The following is a 24,162-nucleotide window of genomic DNA, read 5'->3' on the forward strand; positions in this document are numbered from 1 at the left end:
TACGAGTTTAGTATAGCGGAAATGCTTTTTAGGAAACTTGACTTTTTGTGCTATGTTGTAATATTAGAATGGGCTTTCTAGTCCGAGGTAGCAGTGTACTGAGTGGGATTTCTGAAGAAAATCTAGAAATCGTCCGGAAATTGGAGGGGATACTATGCAAAGGAATTTCCAGCTTTGGTCTTGGGTGAAGCAAGAACATACGACTACACAATTGGTTTCCGTGCTGTATGAAGAGTGACTGGGCACAAGAGTACCTTGAAGAAGTGCTTGAGAAGATCCCAACTTGTATCGTGAATGAAGCATGTTAACCGAGGGGGATATGATATCACGAGCAAGACGTCTGCTACGAGTGAGTGGGGATTATATTGATTTGGTGTGTAAAATCTTTATTATTTGAGTTGTTTAAAAATCACTACAAAATTTTGTGATTACACACCAAAAAACCAACAAGGGGAGAGAAATACCGATTTTTTGTGAGAGTTTGGCATTTTTATTTTTTATATCTCTATAAAGATATAAAAAAGCGAAGTATTAACTTCGCTTTTGTTTGTTAATCTATTTCGTTTGAGAATCGAATTTGTATATCTTTCAGTTCATCATAAAAAGTGAAATAGTGTAACTCCAATTCTTCACAGACTTTTTTGATGATCCATTTGCCTCGTTCTTCAATCCTAAGATTGACTTTATTTAGAAACTCACTTAATTCTTGTTCATTTTGAGGTTTTAATCGATTGTAATTTCCGATTCCTTTGAAGTGACCTTTCCAAAATTCACTGACTGTCCATTCTTCATCATTGTTCACATAAGGTTGAAGGAAATATCGTTCGACGAACTGTTTCCAACATCCTAATGGTTGCAAGAATTCAAATAGTGAATACATCGTAACATCCCAATAATCTTGAGAAAATAAATAACGACCAGAGTTCATCCAATGTGGTAATACGGTGAAATTCCCAATGCAATGTGTGGAAGCAGCAAAGGTTTCAAATTTATGGGTGATATGACTATCAAAAGTTAGTTTTTTAGAATGATTGAAAGTCGTAATAAACGAATTCATTGTTTCTCCACGGAGCAAGTTGTAACGATCTAAAAAAAGCTTTGGCTTAGGCTCTGACTCATAATCAGTACGCCAAAGTAATTGATAAATATAAAAAGGTTCTTTATCGCAGTCAGCTTTACGACCAGCTTTTTTGGTGACATTACAAATTCCAATTTCTTTGAGTTTACGACTTTTATAATCTAATAATAACTCTATATGTGATTTATCTTTTGGTATCGGCTCTTTGATATAACTTTGTTTAAAATCCCATTCCCAAGGCTTTAATTCAAGCTCTTCGCACTTTTTAAACCAGTCATCTATCCATGTGTTATTCGTCATTTGTTTCTCCTCTGTTCATTAAGGTTTTATTGGTAATCTCTCATCAAAATCGCATACATAAACACATCATCAAACCCGTTCTGACCAAAATCATACTCCCTTAATAAACCCTCTCGAACAAAATCAAAGTTCTCCAATAATTGAACAGAGGACGTATTAGCTGGATCAATAATCGCTTCAATCCGGTTCAGATACATTTCCTGAAACCCATATCGTAACACCGCAGCGATTGCCTCACTCATGATGCCTTTTCTCCAATGATCGTGGTGTAATTCATAGCCAATTTCGGTGCGGCAGTGCTGTTTTTCTAGATTGAGAAAGCCGCAGCTGCCGATGATGGCTGGATTGTCTTTTAGAGAAATGCCCCAGCGGATGCCTGTTTGTTCTTTGAAGATGTTGTCATACCACTTGATTTCTTCTTTTGTGTCTTCAATTGTTTCATGAGCATCAATGCCCATGTAGCGGCACACGGTTTCATTGGATAAGTAGATGTGCATATCCTCAGCGTCTTCGATCGTTGCTTGTTTTAAAATTAGTCTTTCGGTATGTATTGTTGGAAATGTTTGTGGGAAGTTGATTTTGTTCATTTGGTTATCCTCCATGAGATGTCTTTTGTTCTGTACATGCCTTACAATAAAAAACCCCTTCATTCCTCAGCCAAGCCTTTACCTCTGTCATTCCTTTTCTTTTTGGATAGACCAGCTTGACGTACACTTCTTCGTTTCCTTCTATCTTTTTCTGACAGCTAGCACACGTGGGTTCTTCAAATAGAAACAATCGACTTACTCCTTTTTGTACATATTTCTTCCATTATATCAAATGTTCGACATGTTCTTTGCGGCCTGTTCTTCACTTTTTCTATTTTTGTCCGACATATGGTAAGGAAAAGAAATTTTAGTTTGTTGAAACCGTTTGAGAGAAAGCTTGCTCTAACAGGTGTAGGAGGTGTGAGTGAGATGAAGCAAGTGCGTCTAATTAAAAAAGCACAAAAAGGGAATGTCCCGGCATTTGAGAAATTAATGCTGATGTATCAAGAGCGTTTATATAAAACGGCTTTTCTCTATACAAGAAATAAAGAGGATTCGTTAGATGCTGTTCAAGAGACGGTCATTAAAGCGTTTAAACATTTATCTGGATTAAAGGAACCGGCTTATTTTTCTACCTGGCTGACGCGGATTTTGATTCATACGATTTTTGCGATGAAGAAAAAGCAGCAAGATGTTGTTCCGTTTGAACAGCATCATGAGAGCGTTGAGCGACATGATTTTTTAGAAGACAAGCTCGATTTAAAAAATGCACTTGAAGTGTTAGATGAGCAATATCAGCTCGTGATTCAGCTATTTTATTTTCAAGATTATTCGATTTCGATGATGTCTGAACAGATGGGTGTGCCTGAAGGAACGGTTAAAACTCATTTGTATCGAGCAAGAAAGCTATTAAAGCAAACATTGGAGAAGGAGGAAAGTGTCGATGGAACGAAAAGAAATGAAAAAGCTCTATGATGAGATTGATGTACCAACGGTTGAAGTGACCTCTGCGATTCGTCAAGCAATAGGAGATGTAAAAGCGGAACAAAAAAGACACTGGTTCAAATGGAACTGGAGAACGCCAATATACTCTGCCATTGTTCTCATCGTCCTTTACTTTTCATCAGGTTTCCTTTTTCCTTCTCTTAATACAGCGATGGCACGTGTCCCGATTGTTGGGCAATTTTATATGATGTTTCACGATAAAGTAGGAATGGCTCTTTTTCAGAGTGATTTGGTGAAGCATGTCAATGAGGGGGCTGAATCAAGAGGGGTGACTGTGAAAGTAAACAGTGTGTACTATGATGCCGGGCGGCTTGTTTATACGTTTACTGTCGATCATTTGAATACAAAAGAAAATTCAGTACCATTTGTAGTCAACCTAGATCCAGTAAATGAAACCACCCAATCAAGTGACTACAATCATGAATTAAAAAAATTGAAAGATGGTCGTTATGCTGGACAGGTGACAGTCTATACAAATGGACAGACGATTAAGCAAGGTCAAAAAGCGCCACTCGTCATTTCAAAAATTGGAGATATAGTAGGGAATTGGCGATTTGAATTACCTGTAGTGAAGCAAAAAACTACTATATTAGCTGGACAAAAAGACGTATCTATTTTAAAAGGACGTTATCAAATAAGGAATGTAAAAGTAGAAAAAGGATTGAAAGGGTCTGTTATTCAATATGCCATTGATTACAATGGTTTTGCCAAAGATGATAGAGTCATTATAGATAGAATGAAAGATGATTTGGGTAATGATTACCAATTTGAGCTTGGAACAGATTTAGGAGAAAAACAACTGACTCCTGAAAAAACTAGAAAAGATCATTTGACCATTTTGAATCAACCGATCGATCCAAAGGCGACTGAATTAACATTTTACACAATTGTGGATTTCGAACGAGAAGAAAGCAAAATCATTCCTCTCAAGACAAAGCTGCCTGTTCAGTTCAAAACAAAACACCATGGCATCGGAATCAAAATCATTAAGATAGAGCAAAAAGACCGTTCTGTGATTGTTGATTATCAATTTACTGGAGTAGATCAAAAAGAATTAGATCAGGATGTGATGGAGAATATAGGTGAATTCATTGGATTAGGCGATGTTGAAAAGATGAAATCATGGCCCGATCCACAAGCAGACTATGAAAGCGGATATTACTTGAAGGGGAACCATGCGAAGGTGACGAATTTAAAGACAGCTTCCATGCAATCCACCTTTGAATTTGATGATAAGAATTTAGAGACTTTATCATTAAACCATTTTTCTTTTAAAGAATATGGGCTTTATCTTGATTTGACTGAACTGAACATGTTGGCACCACAGAAAGCGATAAAGGTAACCATTCCAGTCAAAAAAGAAACTTCAAAAGCTAGTCAATAAATAAAAAAGCGAACATGATTACACATGTTCGCTTTTTGTCTGTTGTCCCACCATTCGATTCCGATTGAACGAGTACCGAATCAACATCAACGCCACAAAACTAGCTAACCCGCCAATCCAACTTAAATTCGTTACATTTGTATACTGTATAATCACGCCGCCCATAGACGATCCGAGCATCATGCCGATGTTCATAATCGCTGTATTAAAGCTCAGCACGGTTTCTGATGCTTGTGGTTTAAGGGAGATCAGATAAAACTGCTTCGCTGGTGTTGTTGTCCATGTAGCGATGCCCCAAATGGCAAGCGTGATCAAGACGCTAATTGTAGAGAATTGCGTAAAGAATAAGGTGAAGAGAGCGAACATCTGAATCGTGATGCTGATTGAGATCGTTCGGTTTGGTCCCCATTGATCGACGGCGAAGCCGCCAAAGCGTGAGCCAATAAAAGCAGAAATTCCTAAAACGAGCAAGGCCATGCTTGTCATTTCAAGTGAAATGCCGGCGGTCTGTCGTAATAATGGGGAGATATAAGCAAAGACCATCGTGTAGCCTAAGATCCAAAAGACGGTTGTGGCTAAGCCGCTGATCACTCTGCGGTCTTGAAGAATGTGTAATTGCTGCTTTAATGGCAGATGAGAATGTCCCTCTATGCGTGGCAGCAATTGATAAAGAAGCATGAAGAGACAAGCCGTAGCTAGTGCAATGATGAGAAAAATATAGTGCCAATCCACTTGACCTGATAGAAATGTTCCAATCGGCACACCAAGTACGAGTGAAACGGTAAATCCAGTAATGACCGCTGCCATCGCACTTCCCTTTTTTTCTGGCGGGGCGATCTGCGCTGCATAATTCGTGGCAACGACAATATATAAGCCGCCGCTCATGGCCATGATGACACGAGATAGCAGGAGCAGCACAAAATGATGGCTGAAAAAGGCGAGCATATTGCCTAAAATAAACACAAAAATAGCCGCTAACAAAACTTTTTTTCGGTTCAGTTTCGACGTTGCCATGACTAAAAAGAGAGCGCCTATTGCATAAAAAAGAGAATAGACGGTGATGAGCTGTCCGGCAGCAGGAATGGAGATGTGTAAATCGACAGCAATGATATCTAGAATGCCTGACACGACGAATTCTGACGTGCCTGTGACAAATGAACCGACAGCTAAAAGAACAATCAACAGCTGATGAGATGTGTTTTTCATTTTGAACCCTTCCTTCATGTTGATACGTTGTCTTTAGTTTAAATTCCATGCTAACATAAGTAAAATTGATGTTTTTCATGAAGGAGATGAGTAAATACTCATGAGCTTTGTTCGCTTTGATATTATCGCAAAAGTTGTGGAGCTTGGCAGTTTTACAGCAGCAGCTGAAGCATTAAATATGACGCAGTCAGCTGTGAGTCATGCAGTGGCGAATTTAGAGTCAGAGTGGGGTGTGTCTTTATTCATTCGCGACCGAAAAAAGGGCATTATGCTGACGGACATTGGTCAAACGCTTCTCCCGCATATTAGAGAAGTGTTAAATAGAGTGGAGAAAATCCAGCAAGAAATTGCGTTAACGAAAAATATTGAAACAGGCTTGATTCGTATCGGCACATTTGCCAGTGCCTCTGCTTGTTTATTGCCTAAACTGCTTGTGAGCTATCAGAAAAAACATCCAAAAATCGAATTTAAATTCTATGAGGGAACGTATGAAGAAATATTGGAGTGGCTGGATTCTGGCATCATTGATGTTGGATTTGTTGTGAAAGGCCATTCGGATGAAGCCTTTGATTTACTGCCGCTTATGAAAGATGAGATGGTCGTCGCCTATCACCCAAATCATCGATATGAACAGCAGCCCATTGTAGATATAACAGATTTGGCGGGTGAACCATTTATTATGCCGACTGGCATGTATCAATCACATGTAGAGGATATTTTTTCGGAGGCGCAAATGAAGCCAGCTGTTTTATTTGAAGTTCATGATTGTACGACCATTGCTCGTATGGTAGGGGAAGGACTTGGTGTCACGATAGGTCCGGAGTTGTTTTTAAAAACGCAGCAGCTTGTGCATATTCGTCAGCTGAATGTCTCTCATCATCGTGAGGTTGCGCTCGCCTGTCCCTCTCTCTCCCAAGCTTCTCCAGCAGTGAAAGAGTTTTTCCATGTAGCCGAAACGGTTTTTGCAAAAGAGAAGGATTTGGAGAAGGGTGTATAAAGAACTAGATGTGAATTTCCAAATTCGTGTAATAAGACGAATGAAGCGGACATTTCTTTGAAAAATGTTCGCTTTTCATATTGTATTTTAAAAATGAAGTTGGTACAATAGACACAGAAATCAAATAGATAGAAGTCGTATAATCGCGGGGATATGGCCCGCAAGTTTCTACCAAGCTACCGTAAATGGCTTGACTACGTCAATTCACACTCGTTTGATATAAATCATGCATTGTTCTTGTTTTATGTCACAGTCTGAATTCACATATGTAGTCAAGCGTCCCAAAATTGTTGGGGCGTTTTTTATTTGACTAGTGAATGGGACAGACTAAAACAAAAGGACATGAAGGGAGTCAGTTGGCTTGAAACAGTATTTTCAGTTTGATGAGTTAGGAACGAATTACCGCAGAGAAATCATCGGTGGTTTAACCACATTTTTGTCGATGGCTTACATTCTGTTTGTCAATCCGATCACACTTGCATTAGTGTCGGTACCGGATTTTCCAGATAAATTACGTATTGATCAGGGCGCTGTCTTTACAGCAACGGCGTTAGCTTCTGCTGCAGGGTGTTTCCTGATGGGATTGATCGCCAGGTATCCGATTGCAATTGCACCAGGTATGGGTCTGAATGCGTTCTTCGCCTTTTCGGTTGTGCTTGGCATGGGCATTAAATGGGAAGCAGCACTTTCAGGTGTGTTTGTTTCAGGATTGATTTTCGTTGCCCTTTCTTTAACAGGTTTCCGTGAAAAAATCATCAATGCCATTCCAGCTGAGCTGAAGCTGGCAGTTGGTGCAGGTATTGGTTTGTTCATTACGTTTGTTGGTCTACAAGGCTCTGGCATTATCGCCAATAATGATAATACACTCGTTTCGATTGGAAATATTCATAGTGGTCCAGTTCTGTTAACGGTGTTTGGTATCGTAGTGACTGTTATATTAATGGTTCTTCGTGTGAATTCAGGTGTCTTCATTGGGATGCTTGTGACTGCTATTGCCGGGATGCTTTTTGGTCTTATACCAGTACCGTCTCAGATTGTGGGAAGTATTCCAAGTTTGTCTCCAACCTTTGGTCAAGCCTTGATTCACTTACCAGAAATATTCTCGATTCAAATGCTTATTGTGATCTTAACGTTCCTTTTCGTTGGATTCTTTGATACAGCTGGTACGCTTGTAGCTGTGGCAACACAGGCTGGTTTAATGAAAAATAATGAGCTTCCTCGTGCAGGAAGAGCACTGCTGGCGGATTCTTCTTCTATTGTTGTAGGTTCTGTTCTTGGTACATCTACAACAACATCTTATGTTGAATCTAGCTCAGGCGTTGCTGCTGGTGCGCGTTCTGGTTTTGCAGCTGTCGTCACAGGGATTTTCTTCTTGCTGGCGATGTTCTTCTCACCGCTTTTATCCATTGTTACACCTAATGTGACAGCACCTGCTTTGATTATTGTTGGTGCACTGATGGTCGCTCCGCTTGCAAAGATTGCATGGGATCGCTTTGAAATTGCGGTACCAGCGTTCTTAACGATGATTATGATGCCACTGACATACAGTATTGCAACAGGGATTGCGGTTGGCTTTATTTTCTACCCGATTACGATGATCTTTAAAGGGAAAGCCAAAGAAGTGCATCCAATCATGTACGGATTGTTTGTCATCTTTATTCTATATTTCGCTTTCTTAAATCATTAATTGAACATCTGAAACAGCAGCTCATGGGGCTGCTGTTTTTTGTTAAAAAAATCAAAACATAGTTGACTTATAGGAATTATGTGTTTATGATAAAAAGACATAATTCGCTGATTGGATCACCAAAGGCGCTTTGATTTCCTTTTTTAATAGAAGGTTTCAGGGTGCCTTTTTTTCTTGCAAACATTCAAAAGGGGGAGGAGATGTCTTTTGTCACGCTGGCTTAGACAGGTGATTGAACGAAAAAAGCAGGTGCTGATTCAAAAGCTCCTTTTATGGGGGCATGAAGAAAAGCAGGAAGCGCTCATGCATTATACAATTCATGAGCTGGAAAATGAGGTTCTCTATTTAAAAGAGCGAAAACAAAAATAGGGGGATGAGCGATGGATGAACAAAAGCTGAATTATATTTTATCTGCCTTAAAAGGGATCGACTATGGATCAGTGGTCATCACCATTCATAATGGACATATTACACAGGTCGATACGACCAAAAAGACTCGGTTCCCCGCTCATCAGGAGAATCTCCGAGTTCAGCAAGGAAAGCGGAGTCACTATCGTTGACCATGCAACATTGATAAAAAGCTGATGGAGGCCGTCAGCTTTTTTGTTTTGTCTTATTTTCTCTCCATTTTAAAACCTCTTCTGCCTTTTATCCGTCTATTCGTATGAACGTCAAGGAATCTTGACTGAATAGAGAGACTCCGCTACTTTAAGAGGAGTCATCCGAACAGTTCATTCACTTGAACCTGTAAGGATTGGATAGGAGTTGATATAGATGTTAGAGAAAGATCAAGATCAGAGGACATCTGAAAAGAAAAATGAAGAGTCATCAATAGATCAAGAAACAAGGCAATCCCGCCTCAGCCGCAGCGCTGCAAAACGTGGAAGAATCTCAAAATCAGCAGAGGATGAGCGTTCAACCATCCAGCGTATGCTGCAAGGTGTAGGAGGCGCGTTTAAGCGCTATGGTTCATATGGACTGGCAATGTTAAAATCACCGAGCCAGGCCATCAATCAAGCGGAAACATTGCGTATGAAGTACGCCTGGATCTCGATTGTGTTATTCAGTGTGTTTTTTGCTTTAGGCAACTATGTTCAATTAAAGGCGTCAAAAACCCGTTTATTAGGCTTTGGCATTCATTATTCTTTTGGTGACGCCTTTTTGAGGGTTGCAGTCTTTACACTCATTGTGTTGACATTGATGATGCTCACCGTCTGGCTGCTCGGAAAATACATGCTAAAAGGAAACATATCACTGAAAGAAGTGATCATGAAGTTTGGTGCTGCGCTTGTGCCGGTGTTGGTTTTATCCATCCTTTGGCTTGTATTTGCCATGCTGAATATTCCATATGTGACCGTCATATTATCCGTGATGATGTTTGTCGGCCTTCAGTTGATTGCGGTCGTGCTCTTTCGCTCGATTCAATCGGAGCACGATGCCGTACGTGGAGATTTGATGTATGCAGGCTGGATCTTTTTATTGGTTGAGCTTGTCATCATTGCGCTGCTCTGGGGCATAGTCGGGGAGTATTTGATTCCATCACTTGTTCCTGTTCGATTCGGATAAAACACACTGAAAACCTCCTTTTTTGAAAAAGGGGGTTTTCATGTTGAGAAGAGAAAAAAACGGGTAAACTCTTGGTAACAAATACCACCCTTGTTGTCGAAAGATATATGTGTTTTGATCGCGTAAATTTGATTGTATCAAGGTATGTTCTCTAGTAGAATATGGGGTGCTTTATTTGATTTTTTAGTGCAGGGGGTTCGAATCGTGCTTCAACAACTTTTATCCAATGCGTTCACCATGGTTTTAATCATTTTAGTGATTAATATTGTCTATGTTTCTTTTTCCACCATGCGTTTGATTTTAACAATGAAAGGCAGAAGGTACGCAGCTGCTTTTGCGGGTACGATCGAAATGCTCATTTATGTCATTGGGTTAAGTATCGTTCTAGATAACTTAGATCAAATACAAAATGTCATTGCGTATGCGCTAGGTTATGGAATGGGAATCATTGTCGGGATGAAAATTGAAGAGAAGCTGGCACTTGGCTACACAACTGTTAACGTGATCACAAAAGAATTGGATGTCGATCTCCCAAGACAATTGAGAGAAAAAGGATATGGTGTCACCAGCTGGGTAGCAGGCGGTCTTGAAGGAGACCGGACAGCATTGCAAATTTTAACACCGAGAAAATATGAACTGCAATTATATGAAACGATTAAGACGCTGGATTCAAAGGCGTTTATCATTTCATATGAGCCCAAATCGATTCACGGCGGCTTCTGGGTGAAGGCTGTGAAGAAAAGGAGAATTAAAGAATGACCGCAAAACCAAAGAAGAAAAAATTCTATGTGGAAGACAACATGACGATTGATCAAGTGTTGTCCCAGATGGCAGCGGAAGGCTACTCGCCTGTCCGACGAATGGAGGAACCGATTTTTCAGGAAAAGAAGGAAAATGGGTCGATTCAGATCATTCCGATTGGGAAAAAAATCGTATTTGAAGGAAAAATAGTCTAAATCCGAACATTAAAACGACGACTTCATAGATTGTTCGATAAATCCGTTGACATCATGAACATCCGTTGTTAAGATAAACATGAAATCAAAACACGAGCCTCATATAATCTTGGGAATATGGCCCATAAGTTTCTACCCAGTTACCGTAAATGACTGGACTATGCAGGATAGTGAACAAAACTGACATGGCAATTCAAAAGCGAACAGCGCTTACCATGGCCCGGTTTGTGTTGCTTCCTAACAATGCAATGCAAATCGGGCCTTTTTGTTCGGCGTTTGACAAGCTGCTTAGGTTTGGGAAGCGTGTCAAACGATACAAAATCGAATATCAGCTTAAAGGTGGGGACAAAATGAAGCCGCTTGTAGGTGTCATCATGGGAAGTACATCTGATTGGGAAACAATGAAAAATGCGTGCGACATCTTAGAGGAATTAAACATTCCGTATGAAAAACAGGTAGTATCCGCACACCGGACACCTGACTTGATGTTTGAATATGCGACTGAAGCAAGAGGTAAAGGACTAAAGGTCATCATTGCCGGTGCTGGAGGCGCAGCACATTTACCGGGAATGGTCGCAGCAAAAACGACACTGCCGGTCATTGGTGTGCCTGTACAATCAAAAGCACTAAACGGGCTGGATTCCTTATTATCCATCGTTCAAATGCCAGGCGGTGTACCAGTTGCTACAGTAGCAATTGGCAAAGCAGGTGCAACAAATGCAGGCCTTCTTGCCGCACAAATGATTTCAGCATTTGATGAAACAATCGCAGCTCGCCTTGAAGAAAGAAGAGAGCAGACAAAACAGACTGTACTAGAAAGCAGTGATCAGCTTGGCTAAGCAGACCATTTTTCCAAACGCAACCATCGGTATCATTGGCGGCGGACAGCTTGGCAGATATATGGCTGTCAGCGCAAAGCAAATGGGGTACCGGGCAGCAGTTCTAGACCCGGTCACACAATCTCCTTGCGGACAGGTTGCCGATACAGAAATCACAGCCGCATATAGTGATCTTGAAGCGATTCGAAAGCTGGCAGAAATCAGCGATGTGGTGACTTATGAGTTTGAAAATATCGATTATGATGCACTGAATCAGCTGAAGGAAGAAGCCTATTTACCACAAGGAAGCGACCTTCTTCTTTTAACTCAAAATCGTGAGACCGAGAAAAAAGGGATTGTAGACGCAGGCTGTGAAGTAGCACCTTACCGCATCATTCATAATGAGAAAGAGCTGGAAGATGCAGTAGACGTGCTCGGTTTGCCAGCCGTGCTGAAAACATGCAGAGGCGGCTACGACGGAAAAGGACAGTACGTCATCAAAGAAAAAGGACAGCTTCAGGAAGCAGCTGCACTTCTCACACATGGAACTTGTATTTTAGAAAGCTGGGTTCCATTCCAAATGGAGCTTTCGGTGATCGTCACTCGTTCTGTTCATGGAGAGATCGCAGTATTCCCAGTCGCTGAGAACATTCATAAGCATAATATTTTGTTCCAAAGCATTTTACCTGCAAGGGTAGAGAACCGCATTCAGGAGAAGGCGAAAGAACTGGCAACAACACTGGCTGAAAAGCTAGGGCTGGTTGGTACCCTTGCTGTAGAACTGTTCCTGACAAATGACGGAAAGCTGCTCGTCAATGAACTGGCACCACGCCCGCATAATTCTGGTCATTATACGCTCGATTTATGTGAGACAAGTCAGTTTGAACAGCACGTCCGCGCTATATGTGGTCTACCGCTTGGCGGTACAGCCCTTTTATCAGAGGGAATGATGGTGAATTTATTAGGCGATGAAGTGGACATTCCAAAAGAGCATCCTGAGCTTCTCAAAGAAGCGAAGCTTTATCTATATGGAAAGCATGAAGTAAAAGCCGGCCGCAAAATGGGGCATATGACGTTTATGAAACAGCTCGATGATGAATGGATGACAAACATCACAAAGATATGGACTGAAAGAGATGGAGGAAACGGGAAATGATCGAACGTTACGCACGACCAGAAATGTCAGCAATCTGGACAGAGGAAAACAAATTTAATGCATGGCTTGAAGTAGAAATTCTCGCTTGTGAAGCTTGGGCAGAGCTTGGCGTCATTCCGAAAGAAGACGTTGTGACAATGCGCAAAAATGCAAGCTTTGATATTGGACGTATTCTGGAGATTGAACAAGACACGCGCCACGACGTGGTTGCCTTTACGCGTGCTGTATCTGAATCTCTAGGAGAGGAAAGAAAGTGGGTTCATTACGGATTAACATCGACAGACGTAGTGGATACGGCGCTTTCATATCTATTAAAACAGGCGAATGATATCTTGCTCAAGGACATTGAGAGATTTGTTGACATACTAAAAGAAAAAGCAAAAGAGCACAAATATACCGTCATGATGGGCCGTACACACGGTGTACACGCTGAACCGACAACATTTGGCCTGAAGCTTGGTCTTTGGTACGAAGAAATGAAGCGTAACCTAGAACGTTTTAAACAAGCAAAAGCTGGCATTGAATACGGCAAAATCTCTGGAGCTGTTGGCACATATGCGAACATCGACCCGTTTGTTGAGCAATATGTATGTGAGAAACTTGGCATCAAAGCTGCACCAATTTCAACCCAAACCTTGCAGCGTGACCGCCATGCAGATTACATGGCTACTCTTGCTTTAGTCGCAACGAGCATTGAGAAATTTGCTGTTGAAATTCGTGGTCTACAAAAGAGTGAAACACGTGAAGTAGAAGAGTTCTTTGCAAAAGGACAAAAAGGATCATCAGCGATGCCGCATAAGCGTAACCCAATCGGTTCTGAGAATATGACTGGGATTGCCCGTGTGATCCGTGGATATATGCTGACAGCTTATGAAAATGTGCCGCTTTGGCATGAGCGTGATATTTCTCATTCATCTGCTGAGCGCATCATTTTACCAGATGCTACGATTGCACTGAACTATATGCTCAACCGTTTCTCAAACATCGTGAAAAACTTGACGGTCTTCCCTGAGAACATGAAACGCAACATGGACCGCACACTTGGCTTAATTTACTCACAGCGCGTTCTTCTTGCCTTAATCGATACAGGCATGGCACGTGAAGAGGCATATGACACGGTTCAGCCAAAGGCAATGGAAGCGTGGGAGAAGCAAGTGCCGTTCCGTTCATTAGTAGAAGCAGAAGAAAAAATCACGTCACGTTTAACACCTGAACAAATCGCTGACTGCTTCGATTACAACTATCATTTGAAAAATGTCGATATGATTTTCGAACGTCTAGGTCTTGCGTAAGAAATGGGTCGCCTGCTCGCCAGGCGCCCAATCCTGAAAATTGCCAACATTCAAATTAGGAGGCCAACCTGAATGACTGTGAAACAAGAACTTCTCTACGAAGGCAAAGCGAAAAGAATTTATCAGACCGATGACGAGCATATTTTATATGTTGAATATAAAGACTCAGCTACAGCATTTAACGGCGAAAAGAAAGCTGAAATCGAAGGCAAAGGCAGACTGAACAACGAGATTTCAAGCTTAATCTTTCAAATGCTGCATGAAAAGGGGGTCAACAATCACTTTGTAAAACGCCTCTCTGAAACAGAACAGCTCATTCAAAAGGTACAGATTGTTCCGCTTGAAGTCGTTGTACGAAATGTAGTGGCGGGCAGTATGTCAAAACGCCTTGGCATTCCAGAGGGAACGAAACTGGACACACCTTTGATTGAGTTTTACTACAAAGATGATGCGCTCGGCGATCCGCTCATTACAGAAGATCATATCCGCATTTTACATGCAGCGACACCAGAGCAGGTCGAGGAAATAAAACAAATCACAAGACAAGTGAATGAAGAGTTAAAACAAATCTTCTCAGACTGCCATGTGAATTTAATTGATTTCAAGCTTGAATTCGGAATAGATCACGAGAATCGTATTTTGCTAGCTGATGAGATTTCACCTGATACGTGCAGGCTTTGGGACAAAGATACAAACGAAAAGCTTGATAAAGACGTGTTCAGACGAAACCTGGGCGGCTTAACGAATGCATACGAAGAAATTTTCAAAAGACTTGGAGGCCATAAACATGTATAAAGTGAAAATTTTTGTCAGCTTAAAAGAGAGCGTTCTTGATCCACAAGGAAGTGCCGTGCAGCACGCTTTGCACAGCATGTCTTATCAGGAAGTAAAGGATGTCCGTATCGGGAAATACATGGAGCTTGTCATTGAAAAATCAGATCGTGATTTAGACACAGTCGTCAAAGAAATGTGCGAAAAATTACTTGCCAACACGGTGATTGAAGATTACCGCTATGAGGTGGAGGAGGTTGTCGCACAGTGAAGTTTGCAGTGATCGTCTTGCCTGGCTCTAACTGTGATATCGACATGTACCATGCGATTCAAGATGAGTTAGGTGAACAAGTTGAATATGTATGGCACGACGAAACGAGTCTTGACGGATTTGACGGTGTACTCGTACCAGGCGGTTTCTCTTATGGGGATTACTTAAGATGTGGTGCGATCGCCCGCTTCTCAAACATCATGCCGGCGGTGAAGAAAGCAGCTGAGGAAGGAAAACCTGTTCTTGGTGTTTGTAACGGGTTCCAAATTCTTCAGGAGCTAGGCATTCTTCCGGGTGCGATGAGACGAAATAAAGACTTGAAGTTTATCTGTCGACCAGTTGAACTCATTGTAGAAAACAACGAAACGCAATTTACAAGCGGTTATCAAAAAGGCGAATCCATTACGATTCCTGTAGCGCACGGTGAAGGCAACTTCTACTGTGATGAAGACACTTTAGCGAAGCTCATTGAACGCGGCCAAATCGCTTTCACTTACGGAGACGATATTAACGGCAGTGTGAATCGAATTGCAGGTGTAACGAATGAAGAGGGCAATGTACTCGGCATGATGCCGCACCCTGAGCGCGCGGTTGATTCATTACTAGGCAGCGCAGACGGACTTAAATTGTTTCAATCTATCGTGAAAAATTGGAGGGACACTCATGTCACTACTGCTTGAACCAAGTCACAAGCAAATTAAAGAAGAGAAATTGTATCAGCAAATGGGATTGAGTGATGAAGAATTCGCTTTAATCGAATCCATTATTGGCAGGCTGCCAAACTACACAGAAACGGGCATTTTTTCTGTCATGTGGTCAGAGCATTGTAGTTATAAAAACTCAAAGCCTGTTTTAAGCAAATTCCCGACAAAAGGAGAGCACGTCCTTCAAGGTCCTGGGGAAGGCGCTGGAATCGTTGATATTGGAGACAACCAAGCGGTTGTATTTAAAATCGAATCACATAACCATCCATCTGCGATTGAACCGTATCAAGGAGCGGCGACAGGTGTCGGCGGAATTATCCGTGACGTATTCTCCATGGGTGCGCGTCCAATTGCTGTATTAAACTCTCTTCGTTTTGGTGAACTGACTTCACCGCGCGTGAAGTACTTGTTTGAAGAAGTAGTGGCAGGGATCGCAGGCTATGGAAACTGTATCGGAATTCCAACAGTCGGCGGAGAGGTTCATTTCGATCAAAGCTATGAAGGCAACCCGCTCGTGAATGCAATGTGTGTTGGATTAATCAACCATGAAGACATCAAAAAAGGGCAGGCCAAAGGTGTTGGCAACACGGTCATGTACGTTGGTGCCAAAACGGGACGTGACGGAATTCACGGTGCAACATTTGCGTCTGAGGAATTTTCTGATGAATCAGAAGAAAAACGCTCAGCTGTTCAAGTCGGTGATCCGTTCATGGAAAAACTGCTGCTTGAAGCGTGCCTTGAAGTCATCAAAAACGATGCACTCGTTGGGATTCAGGATATGGGAGCGGCTGGCTTAACAAGCTCAAGTGCGGAAATGGCGAGTAAAGCAGGTTCTGGTATCGAGATGAATCTAGATCTCATCCCGCAGCGTGAAACAGGCATGTCAGCATACGAAATGATGCTGTCTGAATCTCAAGAGAGAATGCTTTTGGTCATTGAAAAAGGCCGTGAACAAGAAATCATTGATATTTTTGAAAAATACGATCTTGAAGCGGTATCAGTCGGTCATGTGACAGACGATAAAATGCTTCGTTTACTCCATCAAGGTGAAGTAGTATGTGAGCTTCCTGTTGACGCTCTTGCAGAAGAAGCGCCGGTTTATCACAAGCCGTCAAGTGAGCCTGCCTACTATCGTGAGTTTTTAGAAACAAAAGTTGAAGCACCTGCTATCACAGATGCAGCTGACACGTTAAAGCAGCTCCTTCAGCAGCCAACGATCGCAAGTAAAGAATGGGTCTATGATCAATATGACTACATGGTTCGGACAAATACAGTCGTTGCACCAGGCTCTGATGCGGGCGTTTTAAGAATCCGTGGAACGAAAAAAGCCCTTGCGATGACAACCGATTGTAACGCACGTTATCTGTACCTTGATCCAGAGGTCGGCGGGAAAATCGCAGTCGCAGAAGCAGCACGTAACATTGTGTGCTCAGGCGCTCGTCCACTTGCAGTAACAGATAACTTAAACTTCGGTAACCCAGAAAAACCAGAAATTTTCTGGCAAATTGAAAAATCTGCTGACGGTATTAGCGAAGCGTGCCGCAAGCTAAGCACACCAGTTATCGGTGGTAACGTCTCTTTATATAACGAATCAAATGGAACAGCCATTTACCCAACACCAGTCATTGGGATGGTTGGTTTGGTTGAAGATACAGCTCATATTACGACGCAGTCGTTCCAGCAGGCTGGCGATGTAATTTTCGTGATTGGTGAGACGAAGGAAGAATTCGCAGGCAGTGAGCTACAAAAGATGACAGAAGGCCGTATTTACGGAAAAGCACCGGAAATTGATTTGGATGTAGAGCTCACGCGTCAGGAAGCCCTTCTTGCTGCGATTCAAAACGGACTTGTTCAATCAGCACACGATGTGTCTGAAGGCGGTCTTGGTGTCGCACTTGCTGAAAGTACATTTGGAACAGACGGTCTTGGAGCTCATATCCAAATGGATTTAAACAGCGAAGCTTCATTATTTAGTGAAACACAGTCACGTTTTGTTGTCACAGTGAAACCAGAGCACCGCGAAGCATTTGCTGCGGCTGTCAAAGATGCGAAAGAAGTTGGAACGGTCACAAATGATGGTGTATTCACCGTCAAAAATCAAGAAGGACAACAATGGATTCATGCAGCGGTCAACGAACTTGAACGTGCATGGAAAGGAGCGATCCCATGCTTGCTGAAATCAGAGGCTTAAACGAAGAGTGTGGCGTCTTTGGGGTTTGGGGACACGAAGAAGCCCCGCAAATCACATATTACGGATTGCATAGTCTTCAGCACCGAGGACAAGAAGGTGCGGGAATCATTGCAACAGATGGTGAAAACCTGACGGCACATAAAGGCCTTGGACTGATTACGGAAGTCTTTCAAAACGGTGAGCTAAAGGATTTGAAAGGTAAAGGTGCAATCGGACATGTCCGGTATGCGACAGCAGGCGGAGGCGGCTTTGAAAATGTGCAGCCCCTCTTCTTCCGCTCGCAAAACAACGGCAGTCTTGCCCTTGCTCATAATGGGAACTTAGTGAATGCAACGCAATTAAAGCAGCAGCTAGAGAACCAGGGGAGTATATTTCAGACATCTTCTGACACTGAAGTGCTCGCTCATTTAATTAAACGCAGCGGCTATATTGAATTGAAAGAGCAGATCAAAAATGCTCTGTCCATGCTTAAAGGAGCATATGCTTTCTTAATTATGACGGAAACTGAAATGATTGTGGCACTTGATCCGAACGGCTTACGTCCGCTTTCACTTGGTATGCTTGGGGACGCTTATGTCGTTGCTTCTGAAACATGTGCATTTGACGTTGTCGGCGCCACGTATTTACGAGATGTGGAGCCTGGCGAAATGCTGATTATTAATGATGAAGGCCTCAAATCTGAGCGCTTCTCCATGAATATTAACCGCAGTATGTGCAGCATGGAATACATTTATTTCTCAAGACCTGACAGCAATATCAACGGTATCAACGTGCATAGTGCGAGAAAGAACCTTGGCAAAAAGCTTGCTGAGGAAGCGCATGTCGAAGCAGATGTTGTGACAGGAGTACCAGATTCTAGTATTTCTGCAGCGATTGGATATGCCGAAGCAACAGGTATTCCATATGAGCTCGGTTTAATTAAAAACCGTTATGTCGGCAGAACCTTTATCCAGCCGTCTCAAGCATTGCGTGAGCAGGGCGTGCGCATGAAGCTGTCTGCTGTGCGCGGGGTCGTCGAAGGAAAGCGTGTCGTGATGGTGGATGATTCCATCGTACGCGGAACAACAAGCCGCCGCATTGTGACGATGCTAAGAGAAGCGGGTGCGACGGAAGTCCATGTCCGCATTAGTTCACCGCCAATTGCACATCCGTGTTTTTATGGAATTGATACGTCCACACATGAAGAGCTGATTGCTTCTTCTCATTCAGTGGAAGAAATTAGACAGGAAATCGGTGCAGACTCCATTGCATTTTTATCTGTAGACGGTTTAATGGACGGGATTGGCAGAAAGTATGATGATCCGCAGCGCGGTCAATGCTTAGCATGCTTTACTGGGAAATACCCGACGGAAATTTATGAAGATACTGTTCTTCCGCATGTGAAGGAAACAGCACTGACGAAATAATCGAATAAAGGAGCAGCAGTCAAGATGATTTGATATGCTGCTCTTTCATTCTGCTGGAAATAAATGAAAGAGAAGCAGCTAAAAGGAGTGAATGGGATGTCAGAAGCATATAAAAACGCCGGTGTCGACATCGAAGCAGGATACGAAGCCGTCAAACGAATGAAAACACACGTAGAACGTACAAAAAGAGCAGGCGTCATGGGTGCTCTAGGTGGATTTGGCGGTATGTTTGATTTATCTGAGCTGCCATATAAAAAGCCCGTTCTTGTTTCAGGAACAGATGGTGTCGGAACGAAATTAAAGCTTGCCTTTTTAATGGATCAACACGATACGATCGGTGTCGATGCCGTGGCAATGTGTGTCAACGATGTGCTTGCACAAGGGGCAGAACCGCTCTTTTTCTTAGATTACTTAGCAGTCGGAAAAGCAGATCCTTTGAAAATTGAATCCATTGTCAAAGGTGTGGCTGACGGCTGTGAGCAGTCTGGTTCAGCGCTTGTCGGCGGAGAAACAGCAGAAATGCCGGGTCTTTATACAGAAGATGAATATGATATTGCTGGTTTTTCAGTAGGCGTCGTTGAAAAGGATGAAATCGTGACAGGAGAGAGCATCAAAGAAGGACACTTGCTGATTGGACTCAGCTCAAGCGGAATTCATAGCAATGGGTATTCTCTCGTTCGTAAAGTATTGCTTGAAGACGCTGGTCTTGACCTTCATCAAACGTATGAGCCTTTTACAAGACCGCTTGGAGAAGAGCTTCTTGAACCGACCAAAATTTATGTGAAGCCTGTTCTTAAACAAGTGAAAGCCGGTAAGGTTGACGGTATGGCACATGTGACAGGCGGCGGCTTTATTGAAAATTTACCACGTATGCTGCCTGAAGGGCTTGGCGTTGAGATTGATAACGGCTCATGGCCAGTACCGCCAATTTTCTCCTTTATTCAAGAAAAAGGACAGTTAAAGGCTGAAGAAATGTTCAATGTGTTTAATATGGGCATTGGTTTTGTCTTAGCCGTAAAAGAAGATGACCTTGTCGAAGTGATCAGAGGACTTGAAGAAGACGGAGAGAAAGCTTTTCTCATCGGCCGTGTTCAAAAAGGAGAAGGTGTCACATTCGGCGGTGGAAGCCTCTCATGAAGAAGTTTGCGATCTTCGCCTCTGGAAGCGGGACGAATTTTCAAGCCATTATGGATACATTAAAAAAAGAACAGTGGCAGGCAGAGGCCGCCATTGTGATTTGTGATAAACCGGGGGCAAAGGTGCTGGAGCGTGCTGAGAAAGAGGGCATTCCCTCCTTTGCATTTACCCCGAAGGCTTTTCCGAATAAAGCCGCTTTTGAACAAACGATTATTGAACAGCTTAGGCTGCATGAAGTGGAATGGGTTTTCCTTGCTGGGTATATGAGACTGATTGGTCCGACATTACTTGAAGCATTCAGAGGGAAAATTGTTAATATCCATCCGTCCTTGCTGCCAGCCTTCCCAGGGCTTGATGCTATTGGCCAAGCCTATCAAGCAGGCGTCAAAGTGGCAGGCATCACTGTCCATTTTGTCGATGAAGGCATGGATACGGGTCCGATCATTGACCAAGCGTCGATTTACATCGAACAAGGGGAAGAGCTTGAATCGATTGAAAAAAGAATGCATGAACTAGAACACACACTATATCCAAAAGTGATCAAATCACTTTTAGAATTATCTTAATGAGGTGACGAAGGCATGACGATCAAACGCGCATTAATCAGTGTTTCCGATAAAACGAATCTTGTACCTTTTGTGAAAGGATTAACAGAACTTGGTGTTGAAGTGATTTCAACTGGAGGTACACACAAGCTTCTTCAAGAGAACGGTATTGATGTCATTGGGATTTCAGAAGTCACTGGATTCCCTGAAATCATGGATGGACGACTCAAAACACTTCACCCAAACATTCATGGCGGACTTTTAGCAGTGAGAGAAAACGATGAGCATATGGCACAGATTGAAAAGCATGGCATTCAGCCGATTGATCTAGTTGTCGTGAATCTCTATCCATTCAAAGAGACGATCTCAAAAGCCGATGTGACATATGAAGAAGCAATTGAAAACATTGATATTGGCGGACCGGGAATGCTTCGTGCAGCATCAAAAAACCATCAAGACGTCACAGTGATTGTCGATCCTCGTGATTATGATTCAGTCATTCAGCAAATCAAAGAAGGCGGCGTGTCACTAGAGAAAAAGCGTGAGCTCGCTGCAAAGGTATTCCGTCATACGGCTGCATACGATGCTCTGATTGCGGATTACTTAACAAACTTTGTCGGAGAAACAGAGCCAGAACAGTTCACTGTCACGTTTGAGAAAAAACAATCTCTTCGTTATGGAGAAAACCCGCACCAAGCGGCGACTTTCTATGAAAATGCTCTTCCAGCGAAAGGTTCGTTGGCTACTGCAAAGCAATTACATGGAAAAGAGCTTTCCTATAACAATATTAAAGATGCAGATGCAGCACTCCAAATTGTACGAGAATTCACGGAGCCGGCCGCTGTTGCTGTGAAGCATATGAACCCGTGCGGCGTTGGTACAGGAGAAACGATTGCAGAAGCATTTGACCGAGCGTTCAAGGCAGACGAAACTTCTATTTTTGGCGGCATTGTGGCACTTAACCGTGAAGTAGATAAACAAACGGCTGACGTACTGCATACGATTTTCTTAGAAATTGTCATCGCTCCTTCGTTCAGCCAAGAAGCACTTGACGTGTTAACGGCGAAAAAGAACCTTCGTCTATTAACATTAGATGTAGAAGCGGATCTCGGAAAAAAAGAAAAACAGCTGACAAGTGTCCATGGCGGATTGCTTGTTCAGGATATTGATACGTATGGCTTAGAGGAAGCAACGATCTCTATTCCAACGAAAAGAGAACCAACAGAAGACGAATGGAAAGACTTAAAACTTGCTTGGAAAGTGGTCAAGCATGTGAAATCAAATGCCATTGTTCTTGCGAAAGATCAAATGACAGCAGGGATCGGTGCTGGTCAAATGAACCGTGTTGGCTCAGCGAACATTGCGATTGAGCAAGCAGGTGAAAAGGCAAAAGGAAGCGCACTAGGCTCTGATGCGTTCTTCCCAATGGGCGATACAGTGGAAGCTGCTGCAAAGGCAGGCGTCACAGCGATCATTCAGCCAGGCGGATCTATTCGTGATGAAGAATCGATTCAAAAGGCAGATGAATACGGCATCGCCATGGTCTTCACTGGCGTTAGACATTTCAAACATTAAGGGGATGACAGAGTGAACGTACTAATTATCGGCAGAGGCGGAAGAGAGCATACCATCGCATGGAAAGTGAATCAAAGTGAACTTGTCAGCCAAGTATTTGTCGCACCCGGCAATGATGGAATGACAGATGCTGCGAAGCTTGTACCAATCGACGAAGGCGATCATGAGGCATTAATTCGTTTTGCAAAAGAAAACGAAATCGGCTTAACCATTGTCGGTCCAGAGGTTCCTTTAATCGCAGGTGTCGTTGATGCATTTGAAGAAGCAGGTCTAAAAGTATTTGGACCGAATGCAAAAGCTGCGGTCATTGAAGGCTCAAAGGAATTTGCAAAAGACTTAATGAAAAATTATGATATCCCAACAGCCGCTTATGCTACCTTCACATCGTTTGAAGAAGCGAAGGCATATGTGGAAGAAAAGGGTGCGCCGATTGTGATTAAAGCAGACGGTCTCGCCGCAGGAAAAGGTGTGACAGTCGCGATGACGCTTGAAGAGGCGATCGACTGTCTGCATGATTTCTTAGAGGATGAAAAGTTTGGCGATGCCAGTGCATCTGTTGTTATCGAAGAATTTTTAACAGGCGAGGAATTTTCACTCATGGCCTTTGTCAACGGAGAAAAGGTGTACCCGATGGTGATTGCGCAGGATCACAAACGGGCCTTTGAAGATGACAAAGGGCCGAATACAGGCGGAATGGGCGCTTATTCACCAGTTCCGCAGATTTCAGATGAAGTGGTTCAGAAAGCGGTGGAGGACGTCGTCAAACCGGCAGCTCGCGCAATGGTGCAGGAAGGGCGTCCATTTACAGGCATTTTATATGCAGGCTTAATGCTGACACCAGAAGGCTCAAAGGTGATTGAATTCAATGCACGCTTTGGCGACCCTGAAACGCAAGTGGTTCTCCCTCGTCTACAATCAGATCTAGTTCAAGTATTTCTCGATATTCTTGATGGAAAAGATGTGGACTTACAGTGGAAAGACACTGCGGCTGTCAGTGTGGTTCTTGCATCAGAAGGATACCCAGAAGACTATGCAAAAGGCACACCAATCGGTACCTTGCAAACGACTGTCTCTGATGTCGTGACCTTCCACGCAGGAACAAAAAAAGAAAACAATCAATTCGTCACGAATGGCGGCCGTGTAGCGAATGTAACCGCATTTGACGACACATTTGAAGCGGCAAGATCAAGAGTGTATGAAGCGGTTGAAGAAATCATACAGCCAGGTCTATTTTATCGCCGTGACATTGGTGCCCGTGCGCTGAAGGCTGCGGGGAAAAACGTTTAATCAAAACACCTTTCTATCTGACGAGATGGAAAGGTGTTTTTTGTTCATGAGAAGGGATGATGCTCGAATATGAAGAAGTAATATGGGATGACGAATTTATGAGGAGGCAGCATGGTCATTCAAGGAATCATTCTATTTGCCATCGTTCTACTTATTTTATTTATACTGTTCTCAAATCTCATCATGTATGAAGCGAGAAAGCAAAACAAAGCCAAAAAAGGCTCAGCCATTAGGTATATGATCATGTCGATTTTTTCTGGTATCGTCATTGTTTCATGTTCCATTTGGATTTTTTTTAGCTGA

26 protein-coding genes and 2 riboswitches are annotated in these 24,162 nt (G+C 42.7%); of the genes, 22 read left to right on the forward strand and 4 right to left on the reverse strand.

Translation table 11 applies throughout. The features are described from left to right. Positions 1-550 precede the first annotated feature (550 nt). From ACN6NB_RS02980 to ACN6NB_RS02990, 3 genes are read right to left on the reverse strand one after another with little or no spacing between them, the layout of a single operon-like run. Positions 551-1,378 carry a hypothetical protein gene (locus ACN6NB_RS02980; RefSeq protein ID WP_151284103.1) on the reverse strand — a complete coding sequence of 276 codons (828 nt, stop codon included), beginning with the start codon at positions 1,376-1,378 and terminating at the stop codon, positions 551-553. 26 nt (positions 1,379-1,404) lie between these two features. After that, complete coding sequence (locus tag ACN6NB_RS02985) at positions 1,405-1,965, reverse strand: GNAT family N-acetyltransferase (RefSeq protein ID WP_151284104.1); 561 nt, start codon at positions 1,963-1,965, stop codon at positions 1,405-1,407. Between the two features lie 4 nt (positions 1,966-1,969). Continuing rightward, a complete protein-coding gene (locus ACN6NB_RS02990) occupies positions 1,970-2,155 on the reverse strand; it encodes a Fe3+ hydroxamate ABC transporter substrate-binding protein (RefSeq protein WP_070326836.1) in 186 nt (61 codons plus the stop codon). 179 nt (positions 2,156-2,334) lie between these two features. Between ACN6NB_RS02990 and ACN6NB_RS02995 the strand changes: the two genes are divergently transcribed. Further along, positions 2,335-2,880: a sigma-70 family RNA polymerase sigma factor gene (locus tag ACN6NB_RS02995; protein WP_099662977.1), complete on the forward strand. Its 546-nt coding sequence runs from the start codon at positions 2,335-2,337 to the stop codon at positions 2,878-2,880. Next, entirely contained in the window at positions 2,849-4,294 is a 1,446-nt protein-coding gene (locus ACN6NB_RS03000) for a DUF4179 domain-containing protein (protein ID WP_474253227.1), read from the forward strand. The genes ACN6NB_RS02995 and ACN6NB_RS03000 overlap by 32 nt, the downstream gene beginning before the upstream one ends. Positions 4,295-4,312: 18 nt before the next feature. On the opposite strand, the gene ACN6NB_RS03005 is transcribed toward ACN6NB_RS03000, so the two are convergent. Further along, positions 4,313-5,500, reverse strand: coding sequence for an MFS transporter (locus tag ACN6NB_RS03005; RefSeq protein WP_474253228.1), 1,188 nt, complete (start codon positions 5,498-5,500; stop codon positions 4,313-4,315). Positions 5,501-5,600: 100 nt separating this feature from the next. Here ACN6NB_RS03005 and ACN6NB_RS03010 point away from each other — a divergent pair, with 100 nt between their 5' ends. The 20 genes from ACN6NB_RS03010 to ACN6NB_RS03105 all read left to right on the forward strand — a co-directional run bounded on the left by ACN6NB_RS03010 (position 5,601) and on the right by ACN6NB_RS03105 (position 24,162). After that, entirely contained in the window at positions 5,601-6,497 is an 897-nt protein-coding gene (locus ACN6NB_RS03010; RefSeq protein ID WP_224930604.1) for a LysR family transcriptional regulator, read from the forward strand. Between the two features lie 115 nt (positions 6,498-6,612). Continuing rightward, a riboswitch (purine riboswitch) is annotated at positions 6,613-6,714 on the forward strand. A gap of 144 nt (positions 6,715-6,858) precedes the next feature. Beyond that, the gene (locus ACN6NB_RS03015) at positions 6,859-8,184 is read left to right on the forward strand and encodes an NCS2 family permease (protein WP_041087063.1); all 1,326 of its coding nucleotides are present in this window, start codon (positions 6,859-6,861) and stop codon (positions 8,182-8,184) included. 207 nt (positions 8,185-8,391) lie between these two features. Next, positions 8,392-8,553: a hypothetical protein gene (locus ACN6NB_RS03020; RefSeq protein WP_166644707.1), complete on the forward strand. Its 162-nt coding sequence runs from the start codon at positions 8,392-8,394 to the stop codon at positions 8,551-8,553. Between the two features lie 11 nt (positions 8,554-8,564). Continuing rightward, complete coding sequence (locus tag ACN6NB_RS03025; protein ID WP_047202807.1) at positions 8,565-8,744, forward strand: YezD family protein; 180 nt, start codon at positions 8,565-8,567, stop codon at positions 8,742-8,744. 214 nt (positions 8,745-8,958) lie between these two features. After that, a complete protein-coding gene (locus ACN6NB_RS03030) occupies positions 8,959-9,750 on the forward strand; it encodes a hypothetical protein (protein WP_151284106.1) in 792 nt (263 codons plus the stop codon). Positions 9,751-9,954: 204 nt separating this feature from the next. Further along, a complete protein-coding gene (locus ACN6NB_RS03035; RefSeq protein ID WP_024424505.1) occupies positions 9,955-10,509 on the forward strand; it encodes a DUF2179 domain-containing protein in 555 nt (184 codons plus the stop codon). Then, the gene (locus ACN6NB_RS03040; RefSeq protein WP_012009137.1) at positions 10,506-10,706 is read left to right on the forward strand and encodes an NETI motif-containing protein; all 201 of its coding nucleotides are present in this window, start codon (positions 10,506-10,508) and stop codon (positions 10,704-10,706) included. Before ACN6NB_RS03035 ends, ACN6NB_RS03040 begins: the two co-directional genes overlap by 4 nt. Positions 10,707-10,785: 79 nt before the next feature. Then, positions 10,786-10,887: riboswitch (purine riboswitch) on the forward strand. Positions 10,888-11,056: 169 nt separating this feature from the next. Then, positions 11,057-11,545 carry a 5-(carboxyamino)imidazole ribonucleotide mutase gene (gene purE, locus ACN6NB_RS03045; protein WP_039183007.1) on the forward strand — a complete coding sequence of 163 codons (489 nt, stop codon included), beginning with the start codon at positions 11,057-11,059 and terminating at the stop codon, positions 11,543-11,545. Next, positions 11,538-12,680: a 5-(carboxyamino)imidazole ribonucleotide synthase gene (gene purK, locus ACN6NB_RS03050; protein ID WP_144491784.1), complete on the forward strand. Its 1,143-nt coding sequence runs from the start codon at positions 11,538-11,540 to the stop codon at positions 12,678-12,680. The genes purE and purK overlap by 8 nt, the downstream gene beginning before the upstream one ends. Continuing rightward, positions 12,677-13,972 (forward strand): adenylosuccinate lyase, encoded by a 1,296-nt coding sequence (purB, locus tag ACN6NB_RS03055; RefSeq protein WP_024426701.1) that lies wholly within the window; start codon positions 12,677-12,679, stop codon positions 13,970-13,972. The genes purK and purB overlap by 4 nt, the downstream gene beginning before the upstream one ends. Before the next feature lie 72 nt (positions 13,973-14,044). Then, positions 14,045-14,767, forward strand: coding sequence for a phosphoribosylaminoimidazolesuccinocarboxamide synthase (gene purC / locus ACN6NB_RS03060; RefSeq protein WP_126681391.1), 723 nt, complete (start codon positions 14,045-14,047; stop codon positions 14,765-14,767). Beyond that, positions 14,760-15,014 (forward strand): phosphoribosylformylglycinamidine synthase subunit PurS, encoded by a 255-nt coding sequence (gene purS / locus ACN6NB_RS03065; RefSeq protein WP_003214349.1) that lies wholly within the window; start codon positions 14,760-14,762, stop codon positions 15,012-15,014. The genes purC and purS overlap by 8 nt, the downstream gene beginning before the upstream one ends. Then, the gene (purQ, locus tag ACN6NB_RS03070; protein WP_024424510.1) at positions 15,011-15,694 is read left to right on the forward strand and encodes a phosphoribosylformylglycinamidine synthase subunit PurQ; all 684 of its coding nucleotides are present in this window, start codon (positions 15,011-15,013) and stop codon (positions 15,692-15,694) included. Before purS ends, purQ begins: the two co-directional genes overlap by 4 nt. After that, entirely contained in the window at positions 15,678-17,909 is a 2,232-nt protein-coding gene (purL, locus tag ACN6NB_RS03075) for a phosphoribosylformylglycinamidine synthase subunit PurL (protein ID WP_039176940.1), read from the forward strand. The genes purQ and purL overlap by 17 nt, the downstream gene beginning before the upstream one ends. Continuing rightward, positions 17,885-19,315 carry an amidophosphoribosyltransferase gene (purF, locus tag ACN6NB_RS03080; RefSeq protein ID WP_039183010.1) on the forward strand — a complete coding sequence of 477 codons (1,431 nt, stop codon included), beginning with the start codon at positions 17,885-17,887 and terminating at the stop codon, positions 19,313-19,315. The genes purL and purF overlap by 25 nt, the downstream gene beginning before the upstream one ends. A gap of 96 nt (positions 19,316-19,411) precedes the next feature. Beyond that, a complete protein-coding gene (purM, locus tag ACN6NB_RS03085; RefSeq protein ID WP_039176942.1) occupies positions 19,412-20,452 on the forward strand; it encodes a phosphoribosylformylglycinamidine cyclo-ligase in 1,041 nt (346 codons plus the stop codon). Next, a complete protein-coding gene (gene purN / locus ACN6NB_RS03090; protein WP_059376576.1) occupies positions 20,449-21,018 on the forward strand; it encodes a phosphoribosylglycinamide formyltransferase in 570 nt (189 codons plus the stop codon). Before purM ends, purN begins: the two co-directional genes overlap by 4 nt. 15 nt (positions 21,019-21,033) lie before the next feature. Next, the gene (gene purH, locus ACN6NB_RS03095) at positions 21,034-22,572 is read left to right on the forward strand and encodes a bifunctional phosphoribosylaminoimidazolecarboxamide formyltransferase/IMP cyclohydrolase (RefSeq protein WP_126681390.1); all 1,539 of its coding nucleotides are present in this window, start codon (positions 21,034-21,036) and stop codon (positions 22,570-22,572) included. Positions 22,573-22,584: 12 nt separating this feature from the next. Further along, positions 22,585-23,859: a phosphoribosylamine--glycine ligase gene (purD, locus tag ACN6NB_RS03100; protein ID WP_048240009.1), complete on the forward strand. Its 1,275-nt coding sequence runs from the start codon at positions 22,585-22,587 to the stop codon at positions 23,857-23,859. A 111-nt stretch (positions 23,860-23,970) separates the two neighbouring features. Beyond that, positions 23,971-24,162 (forward strand): hypothetical protein, encoded by a 192-nt coding sequence (locus ACN6NB_RS03105; protein WP_126681389.1) that lies wholly within the window; start codon positions 23,971-23,973, stop codon positions 24,160-24,162.

Source organism: Bacillus sp. 11B20 (assembly GCF_056098985.1).

Excerpts from the sequence above, each read along its gene's own strand:
- ACN6NB_RS02980 (WP_151284103.1), bottom strand. The coding sequence starts at position 1,378 with ATGACGAATAACACATGGATAGATGACTGGTTTAAAAAGTGCGAAGAG.
- ACN6NB_RS02985 (WP_151284104.1), bottom strand. The coding sequence starts at position 1,965 with ATGAACAAAATCAACTTCCCACAAACATTTCCAACAATACATACCGAA.
- ACN6NB_RS02995 (WP_099662977.1), top strand. The coding sequence starts at position 2,335 with ATGAAGCAAGTGCGTCTAATTAAAAAAGCACAAAAAGGGAATGTCCCG.
- ACN6NB_RS03000 (WP_474253227.1), top strand. The coding sequence starts at position 2,849 with ATGGAACGAAAAGAAATGAAAAAGCTCTATGATGAGATTGATGTACCA.
- ACN6NB_RS03005 (WP_474253228.1), bottom strand. The coding sequence starts at position 5,500 with ATGAAAAACACATCTCATCAGCTGTTGATTGTTCTTTTAGCTGTCGGT.
- ACN6NB_RS03010 (WP_224930604.1), top strand. The coding sequence starts at position 5,601 with ATGAGCTTTGTTCGCTTTGATATTATCGCAAAAGTTGTGGAGCTTGGC.
- ACN6NB_RS03025 (WP_047202807.1), top strand. The coding sequence starts at position 8,565 with ATGGATGAACAAAAGCTGAATTATATTTTATCTGCCTTAAAAGGGATC.
- ACN6NB_RS03030 (WP_151284106.1), top strand. The coding sequence starts at position 8,959 with ATGTTAGAGAAAGATCAAGATCAGAGGACATCTGAAAAGAAAAATGAA.
- ACN6NB_RS03040 (WP_012009137.1), top strand. The coding sequence starts at position 10,506 with ATGACCGCAAAACCAAAGAAGAAAAAATTCTATGTGGAAGACAACATG.
- purE (WP_039183007.1), top strand. The coding sequence starts at position 11,057 with ATGAAGCCGCTTGTAGGTGTCATCATGGGAAGTACATCTGATTGGGAA.
- purB (WP_024426701.1), top strand. The coding sequence starts at position 12,677 with ATGATCGAACGTTACGCACGACCAGAAATGTCAGCAATCTGGACAGAG.
- purC (WP_126681391.1), top strand. The coding sequence starts at position 14,045 with ATGACTGTGAAACAAGAACTTCTCTACGAAGGCAAAGCGAAAAGAATT.
- purS (WP_003214349.1), top strand. The coding sequence starts at position 14,760 with ATGTATAAAGTGAAAATTTTTGTCAGCTTAAAAGAGAGCGTTCTTGAT.
- purL (WP_039176940.1), top strand. The coding sequence starts at position 15,678 with ATGTCACTACTGCTTGAACCAAGTCACAAGCAAATTAAAGAAGAGAAA.
- purF (WP_039183010.1), top strand. The coding sequence starts at position 17,885 with ATGCTTGCTGAAATCAGAGGCTTAAACGAAGAGTGTGGCGTCTTTGGG.
- purM (WP_039176942.1), top strand. The coding sequence starts at position 19,412 with ATGTCAGAAGCATATAAAAACGCCGGTGTCGACATCGAAGCAGGATAC.
- purN (WP_059376576.1), top strand. The coding sequence starts at position 20,449 with ATGAAGAAGTTTGCGATCTTCGCCTCTGGAAGCGGGACGAATTTTCAA.
- purH (WP_126681390.1), top strand. The coding sequence starts at position 21,034 with ATGACGATCAAACGCGCATTAATCAGTGTTTCCGATAAAACGAATCTT.
- ACN6NB_RS03105 (WP_126681389.1), top strand. The coding sequence starts at position 23,971 with ATGGTCATTCAAGGAATCATTCTATTTGCCATCGTTCTACTTATTTTA.